Source organism: Mycobacterium sp. NGS34, assembly GCF_059812845.1.
In genome coordinates, this window is record NZ_JCALDM010000002.1 from 296,234 (window position 1) to 320,399 (window position 24,166).

Consider the following 24,166-nt stretch of genomic DNA (forward strand, 5'->3'; position numbering starts at 1 on the left):
TTACTTGGATATCCTAGTAAATCCGGGCAGCGTTGGCAAGCGGTGGCCATCCGCCCAGGTGAACTGCGAGCGGTCCTGGATCGTGTTAGTGCTGTGGCCCTGAATTCTCGGCGCCCAAGAACACGACAGGAGATCGCGGATGACGACAGAGACCCGGGACGGCCCGGACGCCGTTGTCATCGGCGCGGGTCCCGCCGGTCTGGCCGTCGCACGCCAACTCGATCATCAGCATGGCATCAAAGCGCTCGTGCTCGACCGCGCGGCCGCGCCGGCGATCTCGTGGCGCACGCGCTACGACAATTTCCGTCTCAACACCACCGGGTTCTTGTCGCACCTTCCCGGGCAACGCATTCCGTTGAACGCCGGCCGTTGGCCGACCAAGGAGGACATGGTCCGCTATTTCGATCGCTACATTCAGCGGCAGAACATCGCGATCAGCCTCGGATGTGAAGTCCGTCGCGTCGACCGGGTCGGGGGAGGCTGGCGACTCGACACGTCGTCCGGTGAGATCCGAACCCCGGCAATCGTCCTCGCCACGGGCAACTACAGCGCGCCGACCATCCCCGCGTGGCCCGGAGTTGCTCGATTCACCGGCGAGATCGTCCACTCCGGGGACTTCACCAACGCCTGGCCGTACCGCGGCCGCGACGTCCTCGTCGTCGGCGCGGGCAATTCGGCCGCCGACATCGCCGTTCAGCTCGCCAACGACGGCGCGGGACGGATCTGGCTCGCGGTGCGCACCCCGCCGCACCTGGTGCGGCGGGCCATCGGGCCGTTTCCATCGGATATCTTCCTCGAGCTGTTCTCGAGGGTTCCCGCGCGCGTCATCGATCCGGTGATCGCGCGGATGAACCGGGTGATGTTCGGTGACCTGTCGGCCTACGGCTTCGGCCGGCCGACGCTCGGGCTCAAGGCGACGGTGGAGCAACGAGGCCGCATCCCGACGCTGGCCGACGAGCTCGTCGGCTTTGTGCGGATCGGGCGCGTCGAGGTCGTCGGCGCCGTCACGGCGCTCGAATCCGACGGCGTCATTCTCGCCGACGGCACGTCGGTGGCGCCGCAGGCGATCATCGCCGCCACCGGGTTCGGCACGGATCTCGACCGACTGGTCGGGCATCTCGACGTCCTGGACGAGCACGGCAACCCCCGCGGGGGATTTGCCTCGCACGTCGGCGACGGAATGTTCGCGATCGGGTACGGCATTCCGCCCAATGGCCCACTGCGGGCAATCCGCATGCACTCGACACCGCTGGCCGCCGAGGTCGCGTTCTACCTGAAGCGGATTGGTTCATCCGCCCGCGAGGCGCTCGCCGATGTGCCAGCGGATCTCGTGGCTTCGGGTCAGAAAAGCAGAGGGGCACAGTGATTTTACTTTCCACCGAAAAGACGTTCTTTCGTGGCGCGGAGGGCTACGAACGGGCCCGTCGGGAAACAGTATGGAATGGCCTTCTGCCGGAACGCTTTCCCGACGTGATCGTGCAGGCGCACGACACCGACGACGTCGTCGCGGCGATCCGCTATGCGCGGGCCAACGGATATCACGTCGGCATACGTTCCGGCGGGCACAGCTGGACGGCCAGTCACCTGCGCGACGGCGGTCTGCTGCTCGACGTCAGCCGCCTCGATCATTGCACGGTCGAACCGGACCGGATGACCGCGGACGTCGGCCCGGGCAAGGTCGCCAGCGTCTTCGCGGCGGAACTGGACGCACAAGGGCTGTTCTTTCCCGCCGGTCATTGCGAAGGCATTTGCCTCGGGGGCTATCTGTTGCAGGGCGGATACGGCTGGAACGGACCGGTGGTCGGGCCGGCATGCGAGAGCGTGCTCGGGCTGGACGTCGTCACCGCCGACGGTGAACGGATCTACTGCGACCCCGACAATCATCCAGACATGTATTGGGCGGCCCGCGGCTCTGGACCGGGCTTCTTCGGTGTGGTCACCTCGTTCAAACTGCGGGTTCACCCGCGTCCGGCGGTCTGGGGCACCTGCCTGTACATGTATCCGATCGAGGTCGCCGACGAGGTGTTCGCCTGGGGACGCTCGCTCATTCCCGAGATCGACGACCGCGTCGAATTGCAGATCCACACCGCGCGTAGCTTTCCCGGAGCCGGGCTCGACCAACCCGGGATCACGATCGCCTCGCCGGTCTTCGCCGACTCGGAGGAAGAGGCGATGAAGGCCCTTGCCCCGCTGGGCACTTGCCCGGTCATCGACAAGGCGATCGTCAACCTTCCCTATGCGCCGACAACTTTGGCCAATTGGTACACCGCCGTGATGACCAGCTACCCGAAGGGCTATCGGTATATCGCCGACAACATGTTCACGTCGGCCTCCGCCGACGAACTGCTGCCGGGCATCCGCAAAATCATCGAGACCATGCCGCCGCACCCCTCGCATTTCATCTTCACGGGCTGGAAGACGGCGCCGGAGCGCGCGGACATGGTGTACGGCGTCGAAGACGAGGTCTACATGGCGCTTTACACCATCTGGCAGGATCCGGCCGACGACGAGCGGTACCGGGACTGGGCCGCGTCCAACATGGCGGCGATGTCGCACCTGGCGACCGGCAGCTCGCTTGCCGACGAGAATCTCTGCCGGCGTCCGGCGCGATTCATCGCCGAATCCAACATGGCTCGCCTCGACAAGGTGCGCTCCGCCTACGACCCCGAGAATCGATTCCACAGCTGGCTGCGCGGCGCCTGAACCAAGCGGGCGTCTGGATCGTTTCATTAGTAGGGCCGTTCACCCTCGCCCGAACACGCATCATTGAAGTAGAGCCGCAGCGCACGACGCGACGACGCTCTACCGGCCATCCGAATGGCCGTCAGCCACGAAATATCCTGCGCACCAAAAGATGTCCCAGGAGATGGGAGTTATACGACAATGCCGCAATGGCGGCCCGGGACACCGATCGGCGGTGGCCTATCCGGGCATGACGAATACGCGATGTGGGATGCCGCATACGTGCTGGGGGCCCTGTTGCCCGCCGAACGACGGGAATTCGAGGCGCACCTGGCCGAATGCCCGTTGTGCCGCAGTGCCGTTGGCGAGCTCAACGGCATGCCGGCCCTGCTGTCGCAGCTGGGTCGCGACGAGATGGTCGCGATCGAAGAGAACGACGGCGGCGGTGCGCAACCGCTCCCGCCCGACGAGTTGCTGCCGTCGCTGCTGGCCAAGGTCGCCTGGCGGCGGCGCCGGTCGCGCATCGCGACTTGGGCGGCCGGGACCGTCGCGGCCGCGGTGCTGGCGATCGGTGTGTTCGTCGGCCTTGCCGGCCAATCCTCGACAACCGCTCCGACGCCGCCGCAGGCGAGCGTGTCGGTTCAGCCGATGGCGCAGATCGGAACGGACAAGCTGGCCTCGACGGTGTCCCTGAGCGGCCAGCGGTGGGGAACGTCCATCTCGATGAAGTGCGTCTGCCTGGCCCCGCTGAACTCCCATCACGACACGCTGGCGATGGTCGTGGTGGCCCGTGACGGCAGCCGGACCCGGTTGGCAACCTGGGTGGCGAACCCGGGCCACACCGCGATGCCCGCCGCCAGTACTTCAACACGTGTCGATCAAATCGCTTCTGTGCAAGTGATTTCCGTCGACGACGGCCAGGTCCTTTTGGAGCGTTCGTTGTGAATTTTCCGGCGCCGGGTGAACTGAAGTCACTCAACGGTCGTGTTAGAAGCAGATACCCAAGTTAGGTGAGCACATGCCCAGGCAACACAGGGTGGTAGACCACATCGTCGAGCACCTCGCGAGAATCGACAGCGATTACATATTCGGCGTCGACGGTGCCAACATCGAAGATCTCTACGACGCAGCACATTTCAATTCGGACATCACCGCGGTGTTGGCCAAGCACGAGTTCTCCGCGGCCACGATGGCCGACGGGTACAGCCGCAGCGGCGCCGGTTTGGGCGTGGTGGCGGCGACCTCTGGCGGAGGTGCGCTGAATCTCATTCCAGGCCTTGGAGAATCGTTTGCCAGTCGGGTGCCGGTGTTGGCATTGGTCGGTCAGCCCGCGACCACGATGGACGGTCAAGGCAGCTTCCAAGACACCAGTGGCCGAAACGGATCATTGAACGCCGAGGCGCTGTTTTCTGCGGTGTCGGTCTTTTGCCGGCGGGTCCTGACCCCCGACGATATCGTTTCGGCGCTGCCCAGCGCCATAGCGGCGGCGCGGACCGGCGGTCCGGCAGTGTTGCTGCTGCCCAAGGATATTCAGCAGGCACAGGTCGGCATCAACGGCTACGGTGGTCACGGCCGGCGTGGCTTCGAAGGTCCGCGGGCGCGCACGGGTGATCCGCACGCGATCGCGCGCGCCCTGCAGCGAGCGACCGGACCCATCACCATCATCGCCGGCGAACAGGTCGCGCGTGACGACGCACGGTCCGAACTCGAGGAATTGCGGGCCCTGCTGCGCGCACAGGTAGCCTGTGTTCCCGACGCCAAAGATGTCGCCGGCACACCAGGTTTCGGCTCGTCATCAGCGCTCGGCGTGACCGGCGTGATGGGGCATCCGGGTGTGCTCGACGCGGTCGCGGCGAGCGCCGTATGCCTCGTGGTCGGCACCCGACTGTCGGTGACCGCCCGCGCCGGCCTCGACGACGCGCTCGCGACGGTGCGGACGGTCTCGATCGGGTCGGCACCCCCATACCTGCCGTGCACGCACGTGCACACCGAGGACCTACGAGGATCGCTGACGATGCTGACCCGGGCGTTGTCCGGGCGGGGACGGCCACGGGGACTGCGCGTGCCCGATTTCGTCGCGGACACCGAACTCAGTCCACCTCCCTTCGCCGGTGCGGGGGTGCGCTACCGCGACGCAATGGTCGCGCTCGATCGCGTGTTGCCCGACGGAACCGACATCGTCGTCGACGCCGGCAACACCGGCGCGGCCGCGATCCATCACCTCCCCGTTCGCCGGGGCGGTCGGTTCGCGGTCGCGCTTGGCATGGGCGGCATGGGCTACAGCTTCGGCGCCGGCATCGGGATGGCCTTCGGCCGAGCGACGAACCGCGGGCCCAGCCGTCGCACCGTGGTGATCGCCGGGGACGGGGCGTTCTTCATGCACGGCATGGAGGTGCACACCGCGGTGCAGTACCGGCTGCCGGTGACGTTCGTGCTGTTCAACAACAACTCCCACGCCATGTGCGTGACCCGCGAACAGCTTTTCTACGACGACCTGTACAGCTACAACCGGTTCGTGTCCAGCCACCTGGCGGCCGGTCTGGCGAGCATGTTCCCCGGGTTGTCTTCGGTCGACGTCTCCGACATCGACGCACTGCCCGCCGCACTGCAACGGGCGATGACCGTCGACGGTCCGTCCGTGGTCAGCGTCGAATGCGCCGCCGACGAAATCCCGCCGTTCGCGGCGTTCATGAGCGGAAAACCCGCCAATCACGTTGTCAACCAACAGATCACAACACCACAAGGAGAACCGGTTCCATGTCCCTAGCAGCGCTTGACGATATCGCCGTGCACAGCGGCAGCAGCGATCCGATCGAGGGAGTGGTCCGTATCGAGACCTCGCCGCTCGAGGAGACCGCTCCGATGTTCATGTCGAAGATGCGGTCGGTGTATCCGCACGACGAGGTCTTCGGCCAGTACTGCACGGTCAACGACTACGTCGATTGCCCACCCGACGAGCTGTTCGAATACCTGGCCGACACCCGCAGCCTGGAGGAGTGGACCTATACCCTGCGTGACTTCACCCCGACCGGACAGCCCGGCCTCTGGTTGGCCTACGACCGGTTGCTTCCGGACACCAAGATCTACACCCGCACGGTGGCCAACGCGCAGGCCCGCACCGTCGACTACCACTGCGCCTGGGACCAGAGCGAGCACCTGTGGATGATTTACCTGATGCGGGTCGTCGACGCGCAGGTGGTGCTCGGCAAGCCCGGTTCCGTTGTGCTGTGGACCAATTGCCGCCACCCGTTCTATGACCACAACCCGTATCCGGAGGCGGGCCCGCCGGAGCGCACCGGCTGGGTGGGCGACTTCTGGGACATATTCGGTGCCGGTCACGGGCTGGAACTGAACAACCTCAAGTCGATCGCCGAATACCGCCACCGCAACGGACTGCCGGTCACGCCTGAATGGATGAGTACATCATGAACCAGCCCGCCGTCAGCCTCACCGACGTTTCCACCTATCTGCCCGGCCAACCCATCGGCGCCGACTACTACGCGAACTTCGCCGGCTCGGACGACCTGGCGGCCAACCTGATGTTCCGCGCGCCGAAGTTCCGCCATCACGTCGGGCCGGACGAAACCGCGACCGACATGATCGAGCGAGCCGCACGCGGCCTGATTGAACGGCACGGCCAGGACGTCATCGCGAACGTCGACGTGCTGATCACCCACGCCCAGATGCCCGACATGCCGTTCTACGGCGGGGGCGGCGCGATCGCCCACCGCTTGGGCATGCGTCCCAACTGGGTGCTGGACCTGCACAACGGCGGCTGCGCGGCGTTCGTGTTGGCTCTCAACGTGGCCCGCCAGCTGCTCGCGTCCGGTCAAGGCAGCACCGCCCTGATCGCGATCGCTCAGAACGCGGCCGGCCAGGTCTTCGACCAGCCCGGGGTGCGGCGCAAGGCGCAGGCCTCGGTTCCGGGTGACGGCGCCGCGGTCGCACTGGTGACGCTGTCGGATCGCTCACCGATCCTCGACATCGAGTGTCGCACCTACGGCGAATACGCCGGCGACATGACGCTCGCGATCGACCCTCCCCGCAAGTGGTGGCAGCCCGGCCCGGGCGAGGCCTCCATCGGGTTCACCGAAACCAAGATCGCCAAGGTGCTCGCCCGCGGCAACCGGCAGGTCCCCGAGGTCGCGCTGGCGGTCTGCGATCGAATCGGCCTGCCGTCCAAGGACATCGACCTGCTGGTCACCAATCAGCCCAACCGGGTGTTCCTACGCAACTGGCGCGAGGCGCTCGAGGTGCCGCGCGAACGTCATCGCGACACCTTTGACGAGTGCGGCAACCTGTTCGGCGCGGGAATCCCGATCAACCTGGATCGTGCGATATCAGACGGTCAGGTCAAGACCGGCGACGTCGTGATGATGGCCGCATTCGCCCACGCCGGTGACTTCGCCGGCGCGGCGGCGGTCCGCTGGGGCGGGCGAGGCTGATGCTATCCCTGCTGCAGGCGAGCCCGGCCACCGCGGAGGTCCTTGACGCGCTGCCAAACGCGACCGATCCATTCGCGTTGTCGCTCAACGAGAATCCATTTCCGCCGCTACCGTCGGTGCGCTCGGCGCTGATCCGCTCGATCGACGTCGCCAACCGGTATCCGGAGTTCCTGCCCGAACGGCTGCGCCGCTTGATCGCCGGTCATATCGGGGTCAGCGACGAGCAGGTGGTGCTGGGATCGGGTGCGAGCGGCGTGGTGATGCAGGTCCTGCACGCGGTGACGCAGCCGGGTGACCGGATTGTGCTGAGCGAGCCGAATTTCGACGGCTATCCGATCTTCGCCCAAATGGCCCGCCTGACATCGGTCACCGTTCCGCTCGACAAACGCGGCCACCACGACCTGGACGTAATGGCCGAAGCGGCGGCGGACGCCAGGGTCGTCGTCTTGTGTCGGCCCCACAACCCGACCGGCACCCTGGAACCCGTCGCGGATGTGCAACGATTCCTGCGGCGGGTGCCGGCCGACACGATCGTGCTGCTCGACGAGGCTTACGTCGAGTTTATCGCCCCCCAGCACCGCATCGACGCACCCGGCCTGATCCGGCGCTTTCCGAATGTCGTGGTGTTGCGGACGTTCTCGAAGGCCTACGGATTGGCCGGCCTTCGTATCGGGTACGGGTTCTCCGCACCGGAATTGGCCAAGACGCTGTGGGGGATGCAATTGCCGTTTGGCATGGGCATCACCAGCCTGGTCGCGGTGGCGGCGTGCTACGACGCCGAAGACCAGTTGCGGCAACGCATTTTGCGAATCAGCGGTGAGCGCGATTACCTGAACCGGCGCCTTCGGGCAAGGGGCGTATACACCACCGACGGGCACGCCAACTTCGTGTACCTGCCCGCCGCCGCGCGAGGATGGCGAGAGGTCTTCGGCGAAAGCGGGGTCAAGGCCCGGTACTACCCGGACGGCGCCGCCCGGATCACCGTCGGAGGCCGCGCGTCCACTCAAGCGGTGCTGGCCGCGGTGGCCAAGTCGACGCCGCGGTGAACTTCTCATCGAGCTCCCGCGTGATAGTAGTGGGAGGTCTTGAAGATGAATCCACTACTGACACTTTACTTTTCAGGGGGGATGTCGCTCTTTGGAGTCGGCCTGCTAAAGCTGCAGGCGCGACTCGAGCGATGGGATTACCAACGGCATGCCGAGGACTGAAGTGAGCCGCTCCGCGAAGCTTCGGATCCTCGTCGTCGGCGCGGGTGTGGGTGGCATTTCGGTCGCCCGAGGCTTGTTGCGTGATGGGCATGACGTCACCGTCTTCGAACGGCGGCCGAATGTCGAGGCGGGTGGCGGCGCGGTCACCATCTGGTCCAATGGGTCGACCGTGCTGGGGCAGCTGGGGGTCGATATGGACCGGGCCGGTCAGTCGCTGTCCACCGTGCGGGTCGTGACGGCCACGGGTCGCCCGGTCACCGTGATGGATCTGACTTCGATGGTGGACCGGCTGGGCGCGCCGGTTCGGATGGTCCCGCGCCGAATCCTGCTTGAGCGGCTGCTGGAAGGCTTTCCGACCGATCGCATCCGGTGCAATGCCCGTGCGGTCGGGGTCGTCAGTACGCGAGACGGAGTTCGGCTCGAGTTCGAAGACGGCAGCTCGGCCGAAGGAGATCTCCTGATCGGAGCGGATGGCCTGCACTCGATGGTTCGAGAAATCGTCGGCGCGCGGCCGGCCGAGCCCACCGGCTGGTGCAGCTGGCAGGGACTGGTCACCCTTCCGCGTATCGCCGACAAGCATGTCGCACAAATGATTATCGGCGAGCGCGGAAACATCGGGCTGTGGCCGGCTGGAGGTTCGGACCTGCAGTGGTGGTTCGACCTGCCGTGGTCGCCGGACTTCGTCAGACCCCGACGTCCGATCGAGATGATCCGGTCCAATTTCAAAGGATGGTCCGACGCGGCCGATCAAGTGCTCGCGACTTTGACCGACGAGGATCTGGCCCGTTCGCCGTTTCCGCATTTTCGGCATCCGATCCCCCGCTCGGGCCGGGGCGCGGTCACGTTGCTCGGCGATGCCGCACACACGATGCCGCCCACGCTCGCGCAGGGGACCAACCAGGCGCTGCTCGACACGATGGTGCTGTGCAAGGCGCTTTCGGATTTCGTCAAGGGCGTCGATGGAGCGCGCGGCAACAACCATGACCTCTCGGGCGCGCTGCGCCGGTACGAGAACACCCGGCGACGCAAGGTCAAGGCCGTGTCCTGGGTGACCACGCAGCAGGTGTCGCGCAGCGAGACCGCACTGCGGCCGGCGGCGATGATCTCGGACCGGTTCATGACCTGGGCACTGACAACGTTCCTTCGTTCGGTGAGCCACCGCAGGATATCGGCGGAGATCGGCAGAAACCTCGGGGCCGCAGCCGCCACCCGACTTGTCGATGCCCCATGATGTCTTCAACCTTCAAGACCACCAAGGTGCCACCCGCCAAGCTGGCCCGCGCCGTCGAGTGGATTCGCCACTGCCTGTATCGGCTCCATCAACGGCTGACGCCCGCGCCCGCGGCGATGATGGAGATGATCGTTGCCACCTGGACATCGCAGGCGATCACCGTGGCGGCCCAACTCGGTGTCGCCGATGCCCTGACCAACGGACCGCTGCCGATCGAGGAGCTGGCCGCCCGGGTGGGCGCCGACGCGGACGCGCTGCGCCGGCTGCTGCGCGCCCTGATCGGCAAGGGCATCTTCCGTCGCCGCCGCGACGGACGTTATGAGCTGAATCCCCTTGCCGGCACCCTCCGTTCGGATGCACCGATCTCGATGACCTGGGCGGCGCAGTTCTACGGTTCGGCCGAACAGCGCGAACGCTGGACCCTGATGGTGGACTCGATCCGAACCGGGAGGACGGTCGTCCCCGCGCTGCGCGGCAAGGAGAGTTTCGAGTATTTCGCCGGGGATCCCGAGCTTGCCGAACTGTTCAACCAGACGATGACGAGCGTTTCGGAACTAACGGACGGGACGGTGGTCGCCGGCTACGACTTCAGCGCGTATCCGACGATCGTCGACGTGGGCGGCGGGCACGGTCCACTGCTGGCCGCCATCCTGACGGGAGCGCCGGCCTCGCGGGGCGTGCTTTACGACCTGCCGCGGGTGGTCGCCGACGCCCCGAACCTGTTGCGCGAGCACAACGTCGCCGACCGGGTGCGCATCGCTGCGGGGTCGTTTTTCGACAGCGTTCCCGACGGTGGTGACGCCTACATCCTCAAGAACATCATCCACGACTGGCCCGACGAAAAGGCCCTGCAGATCCTGCGCAACGTCCGCGCGGCGGCCGGTCCCCGCGCCACGGTGTTGCTCGTCGAATTGGTCATCCCCAGGCACGATCGTGACTTCCCGGGCAAATGGGTGGATCTGGAGATGCTGCTCAATTTGGGGGCCCGCGAACGCACCGCCGCCGAGTACCGAGACCTGCTCGGCCAGGCCGGGTTTCGGATGACACGGCTGGTGCAGACCGCCTCACCCCTCAGCGTGGTCGAGGCCCGAGCGGCGTAACCAACGAACCCTCACACCGGGTAGTTCCCGGCCTCCAGGTCCTCCAGCAGGCTCGGATGGGTGGGCCGCCAATCGAATTTCTCCTGGGTCAGTTGGCTCGTTGCCGGCTGGTCCACGGCGAAGACGGCGCCGAGAAATCCGAAGTGCTCGGCGGGGACCGACGCCGCCGGGAGATCGAGCTGGTGCCCGATGGCCTCGGCGAGCGCGCGCATCGGGTCGCCCTCGTCGCCGACGGCGTGCGCCACCGTGCCGGGGTCGGCCTCTTCGAGAACCAGACGGAACAGCCGGGCGGCGTCGAGGACGTGCACGGCCGGCCAGCGCTGGGTGCCGTCGCCGACGTACCCGGACACCCCGGTCCGCCGGGCGGCCTCGACGAGCAGGGAGGCGAACCCGCAGGGGCCGGCCGCCCGGTGCACGGACCGGGGGAGGCGGACCACCGCCGACCGGACGTCGTCGCCGGCCAGTTCCAGGGCGGCGCGGGCGTTTCGGCCGCGCCCGCCGATGGGCCCGTCGGTGGGCATCGGGTCGTGCTCGGTGGAGGCCCGGCCGGCGACCGGCGGCGTGCCCGAGGCCATGACGAACGGCTTGCCCGTACCGGCGAGGGCGGCGCCGAAGGTGTCGACGGCGGCCGCCTCCTGGGCGACCGCCCGCTCGAAGTCGTCGAAGTGCAGGAAGGCGAGGTGGACGACGCCGTCGGACTCCTTGGCGCCGACGCGCAGGCTCTCGGGGTCGTCGAGGTCGCCGCGCACCACGTCGGCCCCCATGGCGGTGGCGGCCCGGGCCGACGCGTCGGAGCGGGCCAGCGCCACGACCTCGTGGCCCGCGCCGATCAGCTCGGGGACGACGGCCGAGCCGACCCCGCCGGTGGCACCTGTGACGAAAACTCGCATGACACACTCCTCAAGTGATGGGACTGATGTCTCATCACGCTACCACGGTGATGGGACAAAGGTCTCATCGCTACCATGACGCCATGCCTCGATGGGAACCCGATGCGCGCGCCCGGCTGGTCGAGGCCGCGCTGCATCTTTTCTCCGAGCAGGGCTACGACCGAACCACCGTCGCCGAGATCGCCGATCGGGCCGGCCTGACCAAAAGCACCTTCTTCCGCTATTTCCCCGACAAGCGGGAGGTGCTGGCGGCCGGGCAGGAGGCGTTGTCGCAATTGCTGACCGAGGGCATCGCCTCGGCCCCCGCGGACGCCACCCCGCTCGCCGCGGTCGCCGCCGGGCTGGAGCGTGCTTCCGGGGCGATGACCCCACTCAATCGCGAGCTCGCCCCCCGGGTGAAGGCCGTCATCGCCACCAGCGCCGAACTGCAGGAGCGCGACGCGCTCAAACAGGTCGGCCTCGCCGCGGCCATGGCGAACGCGCTGCGGGCCCGGGGCGTGCCGGATCGGGCGGCTGCCCTGGCCGCCGAGCTGGGTGGGCTCGCGTTCAAAGAGGCGTTCGCCGAATGGATTACGACCGACGGCGACCGGAGCCTGGGCGAACTCGCCCGCGCGGCCCTGGAGGACCTGCGCACTGCGGCGGCCGAAATCCGCTGAAGTGGTCGCGGGCCGATTAGCCTTTAGTCCGTATGCGCACCATCGAGGCCGACTACCTCGTAGTCGGCGCGGGCGCCATGGGGATGGCGTTCATCGACACGCTGGTCACCGAAACCGGGGCAAGCGTGGTGCTGGTGGACCGCCACCATCAGCCCGGTGGGCACTGGACCATGGCCTACCCGTTCGTGCGGCTACATCAGCCGTCGGCGTTCTACGGCGTCAACTCGCTGCCCCTGGGCAGCGACACGATCGACCAAGTCGGCTGGAACCAAGGGCTTTACGAGTTGGCGACCGCCGGTGAGGTGTGCGCCTACTACGACCACGTCATGCGCCAGCGGTTCCTGCCGACCGGGCGGGTCGCCTACTTCCCGATGAGCGAATACCGCGGTGCCGGCCGGTTTACCACGCTGGCCGGCGCCGACTACGCCGTCGACGTGACGCGCCGCGTCGTCGACGCCACCTACATGCGGGTCGTGGTTCCCTCGATGCGCCCGCCGCCCTACCGGGTGGCGGCCGGTGTGGACTGCGTCGCGCCCAACGAGCTGCCCCGGCTGGCCGCCCGCCGCCACTACGTCGTCGTCGGGGCCGGCAAGACCGGCATCGACGCCTGCCTGTGGCTGCTGGGCCAGGGCATCGAGCCGGAGCGGCTGACGTGGATCATGCCGCGGGACTCGTGGCTGCTGGATCGCGCGACGCTGCAGCCGGGACCGTTGTTCGCCGACGGGATCAAGGCCACCCTCACCGCGCAGCTGCAGGCGGTTCGGGACGCGGTGTCGGTCGACGACCTGTTCGTCCGCCTCGAGGAGGCCGGCGCGCTGCTGCGGATCGACCCGGCGGTCCGGCCGGCCATGTACCGCTGCGCGACCGTCACGCACGCCGAGTTGGAGCAGCTGCGCCGCATCACCGACGTGGTGCGCATGGGCCATCTGCTGCGCGCCGACGCCGGCGAGGCCGTCCTCGAGGGCGGCGCCGTGCCCGTGGACGCCTCGGCGCTGTACGTCGACTGCACCGCCGACGGCGCCGAGAAGCGGCCCGCCACACCGATTTTCGACGGGGCGGGAATCACGCTGCAGAGCGTGCGCGGGTGCCAGCAGGTGTTCAGCGCCGCACTGGTCGCCCACGTCGAGGCCGCGTACCCCGACGACGCCGTGAAGAACGAGCTGTGCGACCCATTGCCGCATCCCGACACCGACCTCGACTGGCTGCGCATCACCCGGGCCTACTACCGCAACCAGCTGCGCTGGCTCGACGACCCGGACTTGACCGCCTGGCTCGCCGCGGCGCGCCTGGACGTGTTCGGCCGGCTGGTGGGCGACTCGCTGGCGCCGGCGTCGGCGAAGCCGCGGGTGCGCGAGCGGCTGCTGGGCATGGCCAAGTCGGCCCTGTCGGCCACCGCCGCGAAACTGGACGAGCTGATGGCCTCGGAAGCCGACGCGTGTAACCCGGTCCGATATTGAATCGGTGAAGGAGGACCGTGGCGGCGCAAAACGACCCCAAGAACCCGCTAGTCTCGCGACCGCTGCGCGCGGTGCCCGACAGTGGTTATGAGAGCTATCCCGACTGGGAAGCGGTGTACTCCGACAACGCGTCCTGGGTGTACCGCACGTTGTTCGCGCGGGTGGGCAACCGTGCCGACGCAGAGGACCTCACCGCCGAGGTATTTCTGGCGGCGCTGCGGCCGCTGCGCCTGACCGCGAGCGTCGGCGAGGTGCGCGCCTACCTGCGGGCCACGGCGCGAACCGTGCTGGCCGCGCATTGGCGCGAGACCATGGGCCGGGAGATAACCTCCATCGACGACATCGAACAACCACCCGAGAGCGAGGAGGCGATCAGCACCGCGCCCCAGCGCGTCGCCCGGGTTCTCGACAATCTGCCGGACCGGTACCGCCAGATCCTGGAAATTCGCTTTCTGCAAGGAAGTTCGATCAAGGAGTCCGCCGCCGAGCTTGGGATCAGCGTCGCCAATGCCAAGGTGCTGCAGCACCGCGCCCTGCGGCTGGCGGCACAGGTGAACGAGGGAGGGCCACGATGAACGCGCGAGGGTTGCGGCGGTATGTCGACGACCTGCTGCGGGGTCGCCGGCCGAAGCCGTTCGCGCCCGACGACTTCGAGGCGGCGCAGATCCGCACCGCGATCGAGCTGCGGGCGGCGGGGCAGGCGGACACCGAACCGCGTCAGGAGTTCCTCACCGACCTGCACCGGCGCCTGGCCGAGCAGATGGACGGCGCGCCGGCACCGGCGGCGCCCAAGCAGAGCACGACGCGCCGCCAGGTCATCGTGGGTACGTCGGCCGCCGCGGCGGCCGCGGCCGCCGCCGTTTCCATCGATCGCGCCCTGATCGGCGGCCCTGCCCAGGGCCCCGCCGTCGCGGGCGAGCTGACGCCGAACGACGGCAGCTGGCAGCGGGTCGCGGCGAGCTCGGAGGTGCCCGACGGCGTCATGCACCCATTCGACCTCGGCTCGGTCAGCGGGTTCGTCCACCGCGTCGACGGCAAGCCTCAGGCCATCTCCGGCGTCTGCACCCACCAGGGCTGCCGGCTCTGGTTCGACGCCCAGGACGACGCGCTGCACTGCCCGTGCCACACCACGTCGTTCTCACCCAGCGGGCAGGTACGCACCCACCAGTTGCCGATCGCTCCAAAGCCATTGCCCGCGCTGATGGTTCGCGAGGTCGACGGCGTGATCGAGGTGTTCGCCCCGCCCCGTCGGGACGTGTAACCCGCCGCCATATCTCTTGGCATGAACATCGCCAAGCTTCGAAAACATGTGGTCGCGGCGTCGGCCGTCGGGGTGCTGCTGGCCGGCTGCTCGTCGTCGCCGCCCGCCGGGCAGCCGCCGTCGGTGACCTTCGGATCGAACGCCAGCGGCACGGCCGGAATGCCGGGCATGAGCGGGATGCCGTCGGCGCCGGGTCCGTCGGCCGGCGCGGGATCGGCGACGGGGTCGCCGGCCGCGGCCGCGGGCGACCAGGTGACCATCGACAACTTCGCCTTCGCGCCGGCCACCCTGACCGTCAAGGCGGGCGGCACGGTCACGTGGACCAACAAAGACGAGGAACCGCACACGGTCGCCGCGGCAGACGGGTCGTTCAAGTCGCCCGGCATGGGCACCGGTGCCACCTTCTCGCACACCTTTCCCACGGCGGGGAAGTTCGACTACGTCTGCTCGATTCACCCGATGATGCACGGCACGGTGGTGGTGACGGGATGAACAGCAGCACGGACCCGAACACGATGACCCGCCGGCAGCTCATCCGGCACTCGGCGTGGTTCGGCGCGGCGGTGGGATTCGCCGTCGTCGGCGGCGAGGTGATCTCGCACGTCGCCGGCACGGCTTCGGCCACGCACACCAGCGCCCGGCCCGCGCTGCGCTTCGCCCAGGTGAGTGACAGCCACATCGGGTTTTCCGGCCCGCCCAACCCGGACGTCGCCGGCACCTTCGGCCACGCCATCGATCAGATCAATGGCCTTGGGTACGCACCGGATTTCGTCATCCACACCGGCGACCTCACCCACCTGTCGACCCCCGAGCAGTTCGACCAGGTCAAGCAGATGCTCACCAAGGTGCAGACCCCGCACGTGTTCACGGTCCCCGGCGAACACGACTCGGTGGACGACGCGGGGCAGAAGTACCGCAGCGTGTTCGGCGCGGGGACCCGCGGCGACGGCTGGTATAGCTTCGACATCGCGGGTGTGCACGTGATCGCGTTGGTGAACACCCTGAACCTGAAGAAGCTGGGGCACTTGGGCGTCGACCAGTTGGAGTTCGTCGAGAAGGATGTCGCGGGGTTGTCCAGCGACACGCCCATCATCGTGTTCAGCCACATCCCGTTGTTCGCGATGTACCCGGACTGGGGCTGGGGCACCGACGACGCCACCCAGGCGCTGAGCTACCTGAGCCGGTTCTCATCGGTGACGTGCCTCAACGGTCATGTGCACCAACTGTTTTCCAAAACAGAAGGCAATGTGACGTTCTACAGCGGGACGACGACCGCGTACCCGCTGCCCCATCCGGGTGACGGGCCGGCGCCCAAGCCGGTCACGCTGCCGGCGGGCAAGCTGCACGACGCGCTGGGGATCCGCGAGGTCAACTACACCAAGGGCCAGGCCGCCCTCGCACTGAAAGAGACCAAGCTGCAATGAACATCTTCCTCCGGCTCGCGCTGGCCGCCTCCCTGGCTGTCAGCGCCTTCAGCCACGCCTACCTGTATATCCATGGCTACCAGCACATCCCGATGATCGGCACCAGCTTTCTGATCCAGGCCAGCGTCTCGTTCTCGCTGGCCCTGCTGGTGGCCGCGGGCGGACCCTGGTGGCTCGAATGGTCGGCCGCGGGTTTGGCCGGCGGCTCCCTGGTCGCTTTCGTGCTGTCGAGAACCGTTGGGCTGTTCGGCTTTACCGAGCGTGGCTGGGACCCGGCGCCGCATGCGGCACTGTCCGTGGTCTCCGAGGCGCTGTGCGTGCTGCTGTGGGCGGCCGCCCTCGTCGGGTCGCTGCGGTCGAAGCGCAATGTCGGCGGGCGCCTTCCAACCGTGGAAGCGACTACCGCGGCGGCTTAGGCCTCAGCTATCAAAGGTCATGGTCCCCGTGCCGCCGGGGCTGTAGGAGAGGTAGATCGGATCCTGGAGGAACGGCGCGATCCCGGTGTTGAAGGTGCCGCCCAGGAAACTCGATACGACGGCCGTCTGTTGCGCCCCGACCGTCGTCGTGTACAGCAGCGTCCCGCCGGTGGTGTAGACGGAAATGGTGGTCCCCGCCGGCAGGTATCCGCCGACGTTGGGTGGGTTGAGGGCGGTGGGGACGTCCCCGCCCAAACCCCCGGAATCGATGTACGCGTTGCTGGTCGTTTGGAGGGCCCCGTTGTTGATGCGCACCTCCAGGGTGGTGACCGGCGCCCCGGTCACCGAGGCATGGGCGGGCAGTGGGTTGGGGCCGAACTCCATTACGCCCGCGGGTTCGTCGATGAGCACGCCCTGACCGATGGCGCCCGGCAACGCCGTCACGGGGCTGCTGCTCAGGGGTCCGCCAGGGTTGACCCCCACCCCCAGGATGGCGGGCAGCTGCGAGGTCGAATAGGCGACACCGTTCAGGGTTGCGGAGGTGACGACGGCGACGGTGGTCGGCGAGGTGACGAGCCCGTTGCCGAAATTCACTGTCGTCGAATAGGTTTTGAAGTTTTCGATCAGCTGGTTACCGGGTTCGCCGTACGTGACGCTGCCCTGCCCGGTCACCGCGCCGAGGGTCTGCGTGTTCACGTCTTGTGGCGGCAGGATGAGGCCCCTGGACCCCGTGTCGAGGATCGCGGACACCGTCGGCCCGCCGCCGACCGACACGCTCGCGTAGAGGTCTTGACCCTGCAACTGGATCGGGACGGTGGCCGGGCCCGGCGAGCCGGCGGCCCCGGCGGCACCCCACAACAGGCCGCCGCGGCCGCCGGCGCCGCCGAGCGCGGCGGGGCCACCCGTCCCGCCGGTCCCGCCGTTTCCGAGGAGCAGGCCCGCGGGCCCACCGGCGCCGCCGGGCGCTCCCGTGGCGGTGCTGTTGCCGCCGTTGCCGCCGTTGCCGGCCAAGATTCCGCCCGGGCCGCCGGGCGTGCCCACTCCTTGGGCCGTCGTTATCCCGTTGGCGCCGTTGCCGATCAGCGGGCGCCCCAGCAGCGTGTCGGTCGGCGCGTTGATCACCGCCAGCACGTCCTGCTGGAGCGCCTCGAGCGGTGTGGCGTTGGCCGCCTCGGTGGCCGCGTAGGCGCCCGCGCCCGCGGTGAGGGTCTGCACCAGCTGCGCGTGAAACGCCCCGGCTTGGGCGCTCAGCGCCTGATACGCCGAGGCGTATTGCGAAAACATCGCCGCGATGGCCGTCGAGACCTCGTCGCCGGCCGCCGCGAGCAGACCCGTTGTGGGGGCCGCCGCCGCGGCCTGGGCCGCGCTGACCGTCGACCCGAGGTTCGCCAAAGTTGTTGTCGCATCAGCCATTACTTCGGGAACCGCCAACAAAAGCGACATCCGACCCCTCCAGCAACGACACGTGAAGCGGTCGCGGCCCGACTACTGCGACATGCGAATAATAACGAGTTCGGGTGGCGGAAGCGCCCGTTTTCACCGGGATCGCAAACGATGTCAATTTCAACGGCAATTCAGCAGCGGCAAACAGACCGTTTGCGGTTTAGGTATCGAAGGTCATTGTCCCGAAACCGGTTGGGCTGTAGGAGAGGTAGACCGGATGCTGGAGGAACGGCGCGATCCCGGTGTTGAAGAAACCCCCCAGTAAACTCGACGCGACGCTCGTCTGCTGAGCCCCGACCGTCGTGGTGTACAGCAGCGTCGTCCCGTCGGGGGTGTAGACGGAGACGGTGGTTCCCGCCGGAAGGTATCCACCCGAGTTGGGCGGCCCCAGGTTGTCGGGCACGGAGCCGCCCAGACCGCCGGAATCGATGTACGCGCCGGTGGTTTGTTGCAGGGCGCCGTTATTGATCCGGATGTCGAGGGTGGTGATCGGGGCCCCCGTCACCGACGCGTACGACGGTAGCGGGTTGGGACCAAAGTTGACGGTCCCCGCGGGCTCGTTGATGAGCAGACCCTGACCGAAGGCGCCCGGCAACGCCGTCACCGGGCTGGTGTTGGTCGGACCGTAACCGTTGGCGCCGACGCCCAGGATGGCGGGCGCCTGCGATGCCGGATAGGAGAAGATGAAGTTCTGGGTTATGGAGGTGACGACGGCGACGGTCGTCGGTGCGGTCACGATTCCGTTCCCGAAATTCACCGTCGTCGTGTAGGTGTCGTAATACTCGGTCAGGTAGTTGCCGAATCCGCCGTACGTAATGCTGCCCTGTCCCGTGGCGGTGCCGAGGCTGGCGATGTTGACATCCTGGGGCGGCAGGATGAGACCTCTGGATCCGGTGTCGAGGATCACCGGGACACTCGGCCCCCCGCCGACCGAGATATTCACGTACAGGTCTTGGCCTTGCAGCTGGAGCGGGATGGTGGCCAGGCCGGGAGCGCCCGTGGCCCCGGGCGCGCCCAACAAGCTGCCCGGGCCGCCGGCGCCGCCGAGCGCGGCGGGGCCACCCGTCCCGCCGGTCCCGCCGTTTCCGAGGAGCAGGCCCGCGGGACCGCCGGCACCGCCGGTCGCCCCGGGGGCGGTGCTGTTGCCGCCGTTTCCGCCGTTGCCGGCCAGGATTCCGCCCGGACCGCCGGGAGTGCCAACCCCCTGGGCATTCGTTATGCCGTTGGCTCCGTTGCCGATTAGCGGGCGTCCCAGCAGCGTGTTGGTCGGCGCATTGATCAGTCCCAACAGGTCTTGTTGGAGCGTATCGAGCGGCGTGGCGTTGGCCGCCTCGGTGGCCGCGTAGGCGCTCGCTCCCGCGGTGAGGGCCTGCACGAACTGCGTGTGAAACGCCGCGGCTTGGATGCTCAGCGCCTGATACGCCGAGGCGTACTGAGAAAACGTCGCCGCGATGGCCGTCGACACCTCGTCGCCGGCAGCCGCGAGTACGCCGGTCGTGGGCGCCGCAGCGGCCGCTTGGGCCGCGCTGATCGTCGACCTGAGGTTGGCCAAAGTCGTTGTCGCATCAGCCATTACGTCCGGAACCGCCAACAAGAACGACATCCGACCCCTCCAGCAACGGCACGTGAAGCGGTCGCGGCCCGACTACAGCGACAAGCGGATGTTAACGCTTCTATCTGGCGAAAGTGGTTGTTTTCGGCGGGAATTCGGCCACGCGGCGACGATCAGTAGGTTGTGTGCTGCATTGCGCGTAGGCGTCTCATCGAGAGCCGCGCGGCCTGCGTCGAGATGGCCGGTGAGAGGCGGTCCAGGTACCAAAATGCCTTCCACCACCCCGGCACGATGATGATCATGGCATTGCGCGACACCGCCCGCAGGACGCGCTCGGCGAACCTCTCGGGCGCCATGGGCCGCATCGGCTCCCAAAACTTGAGCAACGCCTCGTCGCTGGCGCCGGTCTTGGTCATCCGCCCGTAGGTGCCGCCGGTGAGGATCGGGGTCTTGATCGCGCCGGGACAGAGCACCGACACCCTGACGCCGTGGTGCTCGGCCTCCACCCGCAGCGCCCGTGAGATCGCCACGACGGCGTGCTTGGCGGCGGTGTAGCTCACCGCGCCGGGGGAGGGGAGCAGGCCGGCCATCGACGCCGTGTTCACGATGTGGCCCGAGCGCTGCCGGATCATGATCGGATACACCGCCTGGATGCCGTGCACCACGCCGAGCAGATTCACGTCGAACACGTCGGTCCAGTCTTCGAGGGCGTACGAGTCCACCTCGCCGCCCACCCCGATGCCGGCATTGTTGAACAGGTAGTCGACCCGCCCGGATTGCCGCACCGCCTCGCCGAGGGCGCGCTCGAACGCCGGGTAGTCGCGCACGTCGAGGTCGATCGCGTGCGCCTTGGCGGGGCCGCTGTTCAGGCGGTCCGCCAGTTCCTGCGCCGCGTCGAGTTGACGATCGGCGATCCAGACTTCGGCGCCGCCGTCGACCAGCTTGGCGGCCAGCGCGGCGCCGATGCCCGACGCGCCGCCGGTGACGAATGCGACCTTGCCGGTGAAGCTCACGCTTCGCTGAGTTCCCTACGCAGGCCGGCGGCGAACTGTTGCGTTTCCTCCCAGGTGGGCAGGAGGCCGGCGGCGCGCACTTCCTCGAAGCTGGGCGCCACGGCGTCGCGGTCGGACAGCGTCGGGGTGGCCCCGTCGACCAGCGGCCAGTCGATCGCCAGGGTCGGGTCCGTCGCGCAGATGGTGTGCTCGCGTTGCGGGTTGTATTCCGACGAGCACAGGTACATGATCGTCGAATTGTCTTCCAGTGCAAGGAATCCGTGCCCGAGGCCCTCGGAGATGTAGATGCTCCGGTGGTCCTGGCCGTCGAGCAGGACCGAGTCCCATTGCCCGAACGTCGGTGACCCGACCCGGGTGTCGACGACGACGTCGAAGACCGAACCGGACACGCAGGTCACGTATTTCGCCTGGCTGGGTGGAAGCTGCGCGAAATGCACGCCACGCAACACCCCGGCCGACGACACCGAGCAGTTGGCCTGCCGGACGTTCAGGCGGTGGCCGGCGAACGCGGTGAAGTCGCGGTCGGTGAGCCATTCGAAGAAATAGCCGCGGGAATCGCCGTGAATGGTGGGGGTGATCTCCCAGGCGCCGGGGACTTTCAGCTCGCGAACTTTCATGTCACTGACCTCGTTCTTCGTAGCGGCCCTCGGTGGCTTCCTTGAGGGGCCGCCACCACGACTCGTTCGCGCGGTACCAGTCGATGGTGGCGCGCAGGCCCTCCTCAAAGTTGGCATGCTTTGGCGTCCAGCCCAATTCGTTGTACAGCGTGGTCGGGTCGATCGCGTATCGCAGGTCGTGGCCGACGCGGTCGGTGACGTGGTCGAAGTCGTCGGGATCGCGGTCCAGCGCCTGCAGGATCGCGCGCATGACCGTCAGGTTGTCGCGCTCGCCCTCGGCGGCGATGAGGTAGGTCCGGCCGTTCTCACCCTTTTCCAGGATTCGCCGGACCGCGCTGTTGTGGTCCTCGACGTGGATCCAGTCCCGAACGTTGGCGCCCGCGCCGTACAGCTTGGGGCGGCGCCCGGTGAGCACGTTGGTGATCTGGCGCGGGATGAACTTTTCGACGTGCTGATACGGCCCGTAGTTGTTCGAGCAATTCGAGATCGTCGCGCGCACGCCGTAGGACCGCACCCAGGCTCGCACCAGCAGGTCGCTGGCGGCTTTGGTCGCCGAGTACGGGCTGGACGGGTTGTAGGGCGTCGACTCGGTGAATCGGCTGGGCTCGTCGAGCTCCAGATCGCCGTAGACCTCGTCGGTGGAGACGTGGTGCAGCCGGACATCGTGGCGCCGCACCGCCTGCAGGATCGCGAAGGTCCCGACCACATTGGTCTGCAGGGTCGTCCACGGGTCTTCCAGGGAGTTGTCGACGTGGGTCTCGGCGGCGAAGTGCACGACCGCGTCGGACTCGGCGACCAGCGCGGCGACCAGCGCGGCGTCGGCGATGTCGCCCTTCACCACCGTGATGGAGTCCTCGACGTCGGCCAGGGACTCGCGCCGCCCGGCATAGGTAAAGGCGTCGAGCACCGTCACGGAATCCTCGGGGTGCTCCCGCACCGTGCTGTGCACGAAATTCGCGCCGATGAATCCGGCGCCCCCGGTGACCAGCAATCGCATGGTCACACACCCTAACCGAGCCGGATGATCAGTTTGGGGCAGTTAGCCCTAATGGCCCGGCCAGCTCGCTCAGCGCCGAAAGCAGCGCCTCGTCGTTCGCCGTCCCCAGCACCTGGATAGCCACGTGGTCGGCGCCGGCCTCGCAATGTTCACCGAGGCGCCGCGCGATGGCCTCCGGGGTGCCGTGGGCCACCACCGCGTCGATCAGCTTGTCGCTGCCGGGCCTGCGCACGTCGTCCTGGGTGAATCCGAGCCGCAGCCAGTTGTTCACGTAGTTGGAGAGCCCCAGGTAGCGTTCGGCGGTCTTTCGGCCGATGGCGCGTGCCTCGTCGACGTCGGTGGACAGCACCACCTTGTGCTCGGGCGCCAAAAACACCGAGTGGCCCACCTGCTCGCGCGCCTTGGCGGTGTGTTCGGGGGTGGTCAGGTACGGGTGCGCGCCGGCGGCGCGCTCGGCCGCCAGCCGCAGCACCCGCGGCCCCAGCGCCGCGAGCACCCGGCGGCTGGTGGGCACCATCGCGGCGTCGAGCGTGTCGAGGTAGCCGACCAGGGCGTCGTAGGGCTTGACGTACTCCTCGGTGCGCTCGCGGTGGCCCGCCCCGACGCCGAGCACAAACCTGCCTGGGTGGGCGGCCTCGATGCGCGCGAAGGACTCGGCGACCGCCGGCGCCGGGGCCGACCAGATGTTGACGATCCCGGTCGCCAGCTGCAGCGAGCTCGTCCGCGCGAGGGCGGGCCCGACCCAGGCCAGCTCGGCGTCCGGCGAGCCGCCGATCCACACGGCGCCGTAGCCGAGCGCCTCGATCCCGGCGGCCAGCTCGGGCGTGATCGAGCGGGTGGCCAGCCAGACGCCGAACCGGCCGAGGTCGGGTTTCAGTGCAACTGCTTCGGTCATGCGCGTCCCCCCTCGCGTCCGCTAGCCCAGTCCGAGCGGCCCCGCCAATTCGGCCAGCGCCGAGACCAGGTTTTCATCCTTGGTGAGGACCTGCACGGGCACGTGGTCGGCGCCCGCGTCCAGGTGCTCTTTGAGCCGCGCGGCGATCTGCTCCGGCGTGCCGTAGGCCACCACCGAATCGACCAGGCGGTCGCTGCCCGGGCGGACGACTTCGTCCTCGCCGAAGCCGAGCCGCTTCCAGCTGTTGCGGTAGTTGGCGAGGTTGAAGTAGATGTCGAGCGCCTTGCGGCCGACGGCGCGGGCCTCTTCCGCGTCGGTGGTCAGTACCACCTTGTGTTCGGGCGCCAGGAACGCCGACGGGCCGATCAGCTCGCGGGCCTGTGCGGTGTGCTCGGGGGTGGTCAGGTAGGGGTGCGCGCCGGCGGTGCGTTCGCCCGCCAGCCTCAGCACCCGGGGCCCCAGGGCCGCCACCACCCGCCGGTCGGCCGGCACGCCGTACTCGTCGAGCTGCTCGAGATAGTTGACCAGGGCGTCGTAGGGCTTCTGGTACTCGCTGATGGCCTCGCGGTGCCCGACGCCGATGCCCAGCAGGAAGCGGCCGGGGTAGGCCCCCTCGATGCGGTGGAACGACTCGGCCACCGGCCCCGCGGCCGCCGTCCAGATGTTGACGATGCCGGTGGCCACCTGCAGGGTGCTCGTGGCCTCGAGGATGGGCTCGACCCAGGCCAGCTCGGCGGGCGGGGAACCGCCCACCCACACGGCCCCGTAACCCAGGGATTCGATTTCTGTGGCTTGCTGGGGCGTGACGCCGCGTCCGAACGATCCGAACCGGCCGAGGTTGGGCTTGGTCATGGTTGTTCCCAACCGGCCGGGTGATGC

At 68.1% G+C, this 24,166-nt stretch carries 24 protein-coding genes; 16 read left to right on the top strand and 8 right to left on the bottom strand.

The window, feature by feature from the left end:
- Positions 1 to 139: 139 nt before the first annotated feature.
- The 9 genes from AC5Y7V_RS06370 to AC5Y7V_RS06410 all read left to right on the top strand — a co-directional run bounded on the left by AC5Y7V_RS06370 (position 140) and on the right by AC5Y7V_RS06410 (position 10,666).
- Positions 140 to 1,366 (top strand): flavin-containing monooxygenase, encoded by a 1,227-nt coding sequence (locus AC5Y7V_RS06370; RefSeq protein WP_499879191.1) that lies wholly within the window; start codon positions 140 to 142, stop codon positions 1,364 to 1,366.
- Entirely contained in the window at positions 1,363 to 2,703 is a 1,341-nt protein-coding gene (locus AC5Y7V_RS06375) for an FAD-binding oxidoreductase (RefSeq protein WP_499879192.1), read from the top strand. The genes AC5Y7V_RS06370 and AC5Y7V_RS06375 overlap by 4 nt, the downstream gene beginning before the upstream one ends.
- Before the next feature lie 180 nt (positions 2,704 to 2,883).
- On the top strand, positions 2,884 to 3,627 hold the full coding sequence (locus tag AC5Y7V_RS06380; protein ID WP_499879193.1) for a zf-HC2 domain-containing protein: 744 nt from the start codon (positions 2,884 to 2,886) through the stop codon (positions 3,625 to 3,627).
- A 73-nt stretch (positions 3,628 to 3,700) separates the two neighbouring features.
- Positions 3,701 to 5,449: a thiamine pyrophosphate-binding protein gene (locus tag AC5Y7V_RS06385; protein WP_499879194.1), complete on the top strand. Its 1,749-nt coding sequence runs from the start codon at positions 3,701 to 3,703 to the stop codon at positions 5,447 to 5,449.
- Positions 5,440 to 6,111: a DUF8713 domain-containing protein gene (locus tag AC5Y7V_RS06390; RefSeq protein WP_499879195.1), complete on the top strand. Its 672-nt coding sequence runs from the start codon at positions 5,440 to 5,442 to the stop codon at positions 6,109 to 6,111. The genes AC5Y7V_RS06385 and AC5Y7V_RS06390 overlap by 10 nt, the downstream gene beginning before the upstream one ends.
- Positions 6,108 to 7,127 carry a 3-oxoacyl-ACP synthase III family protein gene (locus AC5Y7V_RS06395; protein ID WP_499879196.1) on the top strand — a complete coding sequence of 340 codons (1,020 nt, stop codon included), beginning with the start codon at positions 6,108 to 6,110 and terminating at the stop codon, positions 7,125 to 7,127. Before AC5Y7V_RS06390 ends, AC5Y7V_RS06395 begins: the two co-directional genes overlap by 4 nt.
- Complete coding sequence (locus AC5Y7V_RS06400) at positions 7,127 to 8,173, top strand: pyridoxal phosphate-dependent aminotransferase (protein WP_499879197.1); 1,047 nt, start codon at positions 7,127 to 7,129, stop codon at positions 8,171 to 8,173. Before AC5Y7V_RS06395 ends, AC5Y7V_RS06400 begins: the two co-directional genes overlap by 1 nt.
- Before the next feature lie 148 nt (positions 8,174 to 8,321).
- Complete coding sequence (locus tag AC5Y7V_RS06405) at positions 8,322 to 9,566, top strand: FAD-dependent oxidoreductase (RefSeq protein WP_499879198.1); 1,245 nt, start codon at positions 8,322 to 8,324, stop codon at positions 9,564 to 9,566.
- The gene (locus AC5Y7V_RS06410; RefSeq protein WP_499879199.1) at positions 9,563 to 10,666 is read left to right on the top strand and encodes a methyltransferase; all 1,104 of its coding nucleotides are present in this window, start codon (positions 9,563 to 9,565) and stop codon (positions 10,664 to 10,666) included. The genes AC5Y7V_RS06405 and AC5Y7V_RS06410 overlap by 4 nt, the downstream gene beginning before the upstream one ends.
- Before the next feature lie 11 nt (positions 10,667 to 10,677).
- Here the strand turns inward: AC5Y7V_RS06410 and AC5Y7V_RS06415 are convergent, their stop codons facing one another.
- Positions 10,678 to 11,556: an SDR family oxidoreductase gene (locus tag AC5Y7V_RS06415; RefSeq protein WP_499879200.1), complete on the bottom strand. Its 879-nt coding sequence runs from the start codon at positions 11,554 to 11,556 to the stop codon at positions 10,678 to 10,680.
- 83 nt (positions 11,557 to 11,639) lie between these two features.
- Between AC5Y7V_RS06415 and AC5Y7V_RS06420 the strand changes: the two genes are divergently transcribed.
- From AC5Y7V_RS06420 to AC5Y7V_RS06450, 7 genes are read left to right on the top strand one after another with little or no spacing between them, the layout of a single operon-like run.
- Positions 11,640 to 12,212, top strand: a complete 573-nt coding sequence (locus AC5Y7V_RS06420) for a TetR/AcrR family transcriptional regulator (protein ID WP_499879201.1) — start codon at positions 11,640 to 11,642, stop codon at positions 12,210 to 12,212.
- 32 nt (positions 12,213 to 12,244) lie between these two features.
- Entirely contained in the window at positions 12,245 to 13,669 is a 1,425-nt protein-coding gene (locus tag AC5Y7V_RS06425) for an NAD(P)-binding protein (protein WP_499879202.1), read from the top strand.
- A 17-nt stretch (positions 13,670 to 13,686) separates the two neighbouring features.
- Complete coding sequence (locus tag AC5Y7V_RS06430) at positions 13,687 to 14,244, top strand: RNA polymerase sigma factor (RefSeq protein ID WP_499879203.1); 558 nt, start codon at positions 13,687 to 13,689, stop codon at positions 14,242 to 14,244.
- Positions 14,241 to 14,930 (top strand): Rieske (2Fe-2S) protein, encoded by a 690-nt coding sequence (locus AC5Y7V_RS06435; protein ID WP_499879204.1) that lies wholly within the window; start codon positions 14,241 to 14,243, stop codon positions 14,928 to 14,930. The genes AC5Y7V_RS06430 and AC5Y7V_RS06435 overlap by 4 nt, the downstream gene beginning before the upstream one ends.
- A 21-nt stretch (positions 14,931 to 14,951) precedes the next feature.
- Entirely contained in the window at positions 14,952 to 15,422 is a 471-nt protein-coding gene (locus AC5Y7V_RS06440) for a cupredoxin domain-containing protein (protein WP_499879205.1), read from the top strand.
- Positions 15,419 to 16,354, top strand: coding sequence for a metallophosphoesterase family protein (locus AC5Y7V_RS06445; RefSeq protein ID WP_499879206.1), 936 nt, complete (start codon positions 15,419 to 15,421; stop codon positions 16,352 to 16,354). Before AC5Y7V_RS06440 ends, AC5Y7V_RS06445 begins: the two co-directional genes overlap by 4 nt.
- Positions 16,351 to 16,770: a hypothetical protein gene (locus tag AC5Y7V_RS06450; RefSeq protein ID WP_499879207.1), complete on the top strand. Its 420-nt coding sequence runs from the start codon at positions 16,351 to 16,353 to the stop codon at positions 16,768 to 16,770. Before AC5Y7V_RS06445 ends, AC5Y7V_RS06450 begins: the two co-directional genes overlap by 4 nt.
- Positions 16,771 to 16,773: 3 nt before the next feature.
- Here AC5Y7V_RS06450 and AC5Y7V_RS06455 read toward each other — a convergent pair whose 3' ends face one another.
- The 7 genes from AC5Y7V_RS06455 to AC5Y7V_RS06485 form a co-directional block, all read right to left on the bottom strand.
- Positions 16,774 to 18,213, bottom strand: a complete 1,440-nt coding sequence (locus AC5Y7V_RS06455) for a PecA family PE domain-processing aspartic protease (protein WP_499879208.1) — start codon at positions 18,211 to 18,213, stop codon at positions 16,774 to 16,776.
- A 160-nt stretch (positions 18,214 to 18,373) separates the two neighbouring features.
- Positions 18,374 to 19,816 (bottom strand): PecA family PE domain-processing aspartic protease, encoded by a 1,443-nt coding sequence (locus AC5Y7V_RS06460; RefSeq protein WP_499879209.1) that lies wholly within the window; start codon positions 19,814 to 19,816, stop codon positions 18,374 to 18,376.
- Between the two features lie 122 nt (positions 19,817 to 19,938).
- Positions 19,939 to 20,778 (bottom strand): SDR family oxidoreductase, encoded by an 840-nt coding sequence (locus AC5Y7V_RS06465; RefSeq protein WP_499879210.1) that lies wholly within the window; start codon positions 20,776 to 20,778, stop codon positions 19,939 to 19,941.
- Positions 20,775 to 21,395, bottom strand: coding sequence for a dTDP-4-dehydrorhamnose 3,5-epimerase (rfbC, locus tag AC5Y7V_RS06470; protein WP_499879211.1), 621 nt, complete (start codon positions 21,393 to 21,395; stop codon positions 20,775 to 20,777). The genes AC5Y7V_RS06465 and rfbC overlap by 4 nt, the downstream gene beginning before the upstream one ends.
- Before the next feature lies 1 nt (position 21,396).
- Positions 21,397 to 22,392, bottom strand: a complete 996-nt coding sequence (gene rfbB / locus AC5Y7V_RS06475; RefSeq protein ID WP_066933882.1) for a dTDP-glucose 4,6-dehydratase — start codon at positions 22,390 to 22,392, stop codon at positions 21,397 to 21,399.
- Between the two features lie 28 nt (positions 22,393 to 22,420).
- A complete protein-coding gene (locus AC5Y7V_RS06480) occupies positions 22,421 to 23,287 on the bottom strand; it encodes an LLM class F420-dependent oxidoreductase (protein ID WP_499879212.1) in 867 nt (288 codons plus the stop codon).
- A gap of 21 nt (positions 23,288 to 23,308) precedes the next feature.
- The gene (locus AC5Y7V_RS06485) at positions 23,309 to 24,139 is read right to left on the bottom strand and encodes an LLM class F420-dependent oxidoreductase (protein ID WP_499879213.1); all 831 of its coding nucleotides are present in this window, start codon (positions 24,137 to 24,139) and stop codon (positions 23,309 to 23,311) included.
- Between the last annotated feature and the right edge of the window lie 27 nt (positions 24,140 to 24,166).

Coding starts and splice junctions, on each gene's coding strand:
- AC5Y7V_RS06380 (WP_499879193.1), top strand. CDS start 2,884: ATGCCGCAATGGCGGCCCGGGACACCGATCGGCGGTGGCCTATCCGGG.
- AC5Y7V_RS06410 (WP_499879199.1), top strand. CDS start 9,563: ATGATGTCTTCAACCTTCAAGACCACCAAGGTGCCACCCGCCAAGCTG.
- AC5Y7V_RS06460 (WP_499879209.1), bottom strand. CDS start 19,816: ATGTCGTTCTTGTTGGCGGTTCCGGACGTAATGGCTGATGCGACAACG.
- AC5Y7V_RS06435 (WP_499879204.1), top strand. CDS start 14,241: ATGAACGCGCGAGGGTTGCGGCGGTATGTCGACGACCTGCTGCGGGGT.
- AC5Y7V_RS06385 (WP_499879194.1), top strand. CDS start 3,701: ATGCCCAGGCAACACAGGGTGGTAGACCACATCGTCGAGCACCTCGCG.
- AC5Y7V_RS06425 (WP_499879202.1), top strand. CDS start 12,245: ATGCGCACCATCGAGGCCGACTACCTCGTAGTCGGCGCGGGCGCCATG.
- AC5Y7V_RS06480 (WP_499879212.1), bottom strand. CDS start 23,287: ATGACCGAAGCAGTTGCACTGAAACCCGACCTCGGCCGGTTCGGCGTC.
- AC5Y7V_RS06420 (WP_499879201.1), top strand. CDS start 11,640: ATGCCTCGATGGGAACCCGATGCGCGCGCCCGGCTGGTCGAGGCCGCG.
- AC5Y7V_RS06405 (WP_499879198.1), top strand. CDS start 8,322: ATGCCGAGGACTGAAGTGAGCCGCTCCGCGAAGCTTCGGATCCTCGTC.
- AC5Y7V_RS06415 (WP_499879200.1), bottom strand. CDS start 11,556: ATGCGAGTTTTCGTCACAGGTGCCACCGGCGGGGTCGGCTCGGCCGTC.
- AC5Y7V_RS06445 (WP_499879206.1), top strand. CDS start 15,419: ATGAACAGCAGCACGGACCCGAACACGATGACCCGCCGGCAGCTCATC.
- AC5Y7V_RS06395 (WP_499879196.1), top strand. CDS start 6,108: ATGAACCAGCCCGCCGTCAGCCTCACCGACGTTTCCACCTATCTGCCC.
- AC5Y7V_RS06390 (WP_499879195.1), top strand. CDS start 5,440: ATGTCCCTAGCAGCGCTTGACGATATCGCCGTGCACAGCGGCAGCAGC.
- rfbB (WP_066933882.1), bottom strand. CDS start 22,392: ATGCGATTGCTGGTCACCGGGGGCGCCGGATTCATCGGCGCGAATTTC.
- AC5Y7V_RS06370 (WP_499879191.1), top strand. CDS start 140: ATGACGACAGAGACCCGGGACGGCCCGGACGCCGTTGTCATCGGCGCG.
- AC5Y7V_RS06440 (WP_499879205.1), top strand. CDS start 14,952: ATGAACATCGCCAAGCTTCGAAAACATGTGGTCGCGGCGTCGGCCGTC.
- AC5Y7V_RS06400 (WP_499879197.1), top strand. CDS start 7,127: ATGCTATCCCTGCTGCAGGCGAGCCCGGCCACCGCGGAGGTCCTTGAC.
- AC5Y7V_RS06485 (WP_499879213.1), bottom strand. CDS start 24,139: ATGACCAAGCCCAACCTCGGCCGGTTCGGATCGTTCGGACGCGGCGTC.
- AC5Y7V_RS06450 (WP_499879207.1), top strand. CDS start 16,351: ATGAACATCTTCCTCCGGCTCGCGCTGGCCGCCTCCCTGGCTGTCAGC.
- AC5Y7V_RS06455 (WP_499879208.1), bottom strand. CDS start 18,213: ATGTCGCTTTTGTTGGCGGTTCCCGAAGTAATGGCTGATGCGACAACA.
- rfbC (WP_499879211.1), bottom strand. CDS start 21,395: ATGAAAGTTCGCGAGCTGAAAGTCCCCGGCGCCTGGGAGATCACCCCC.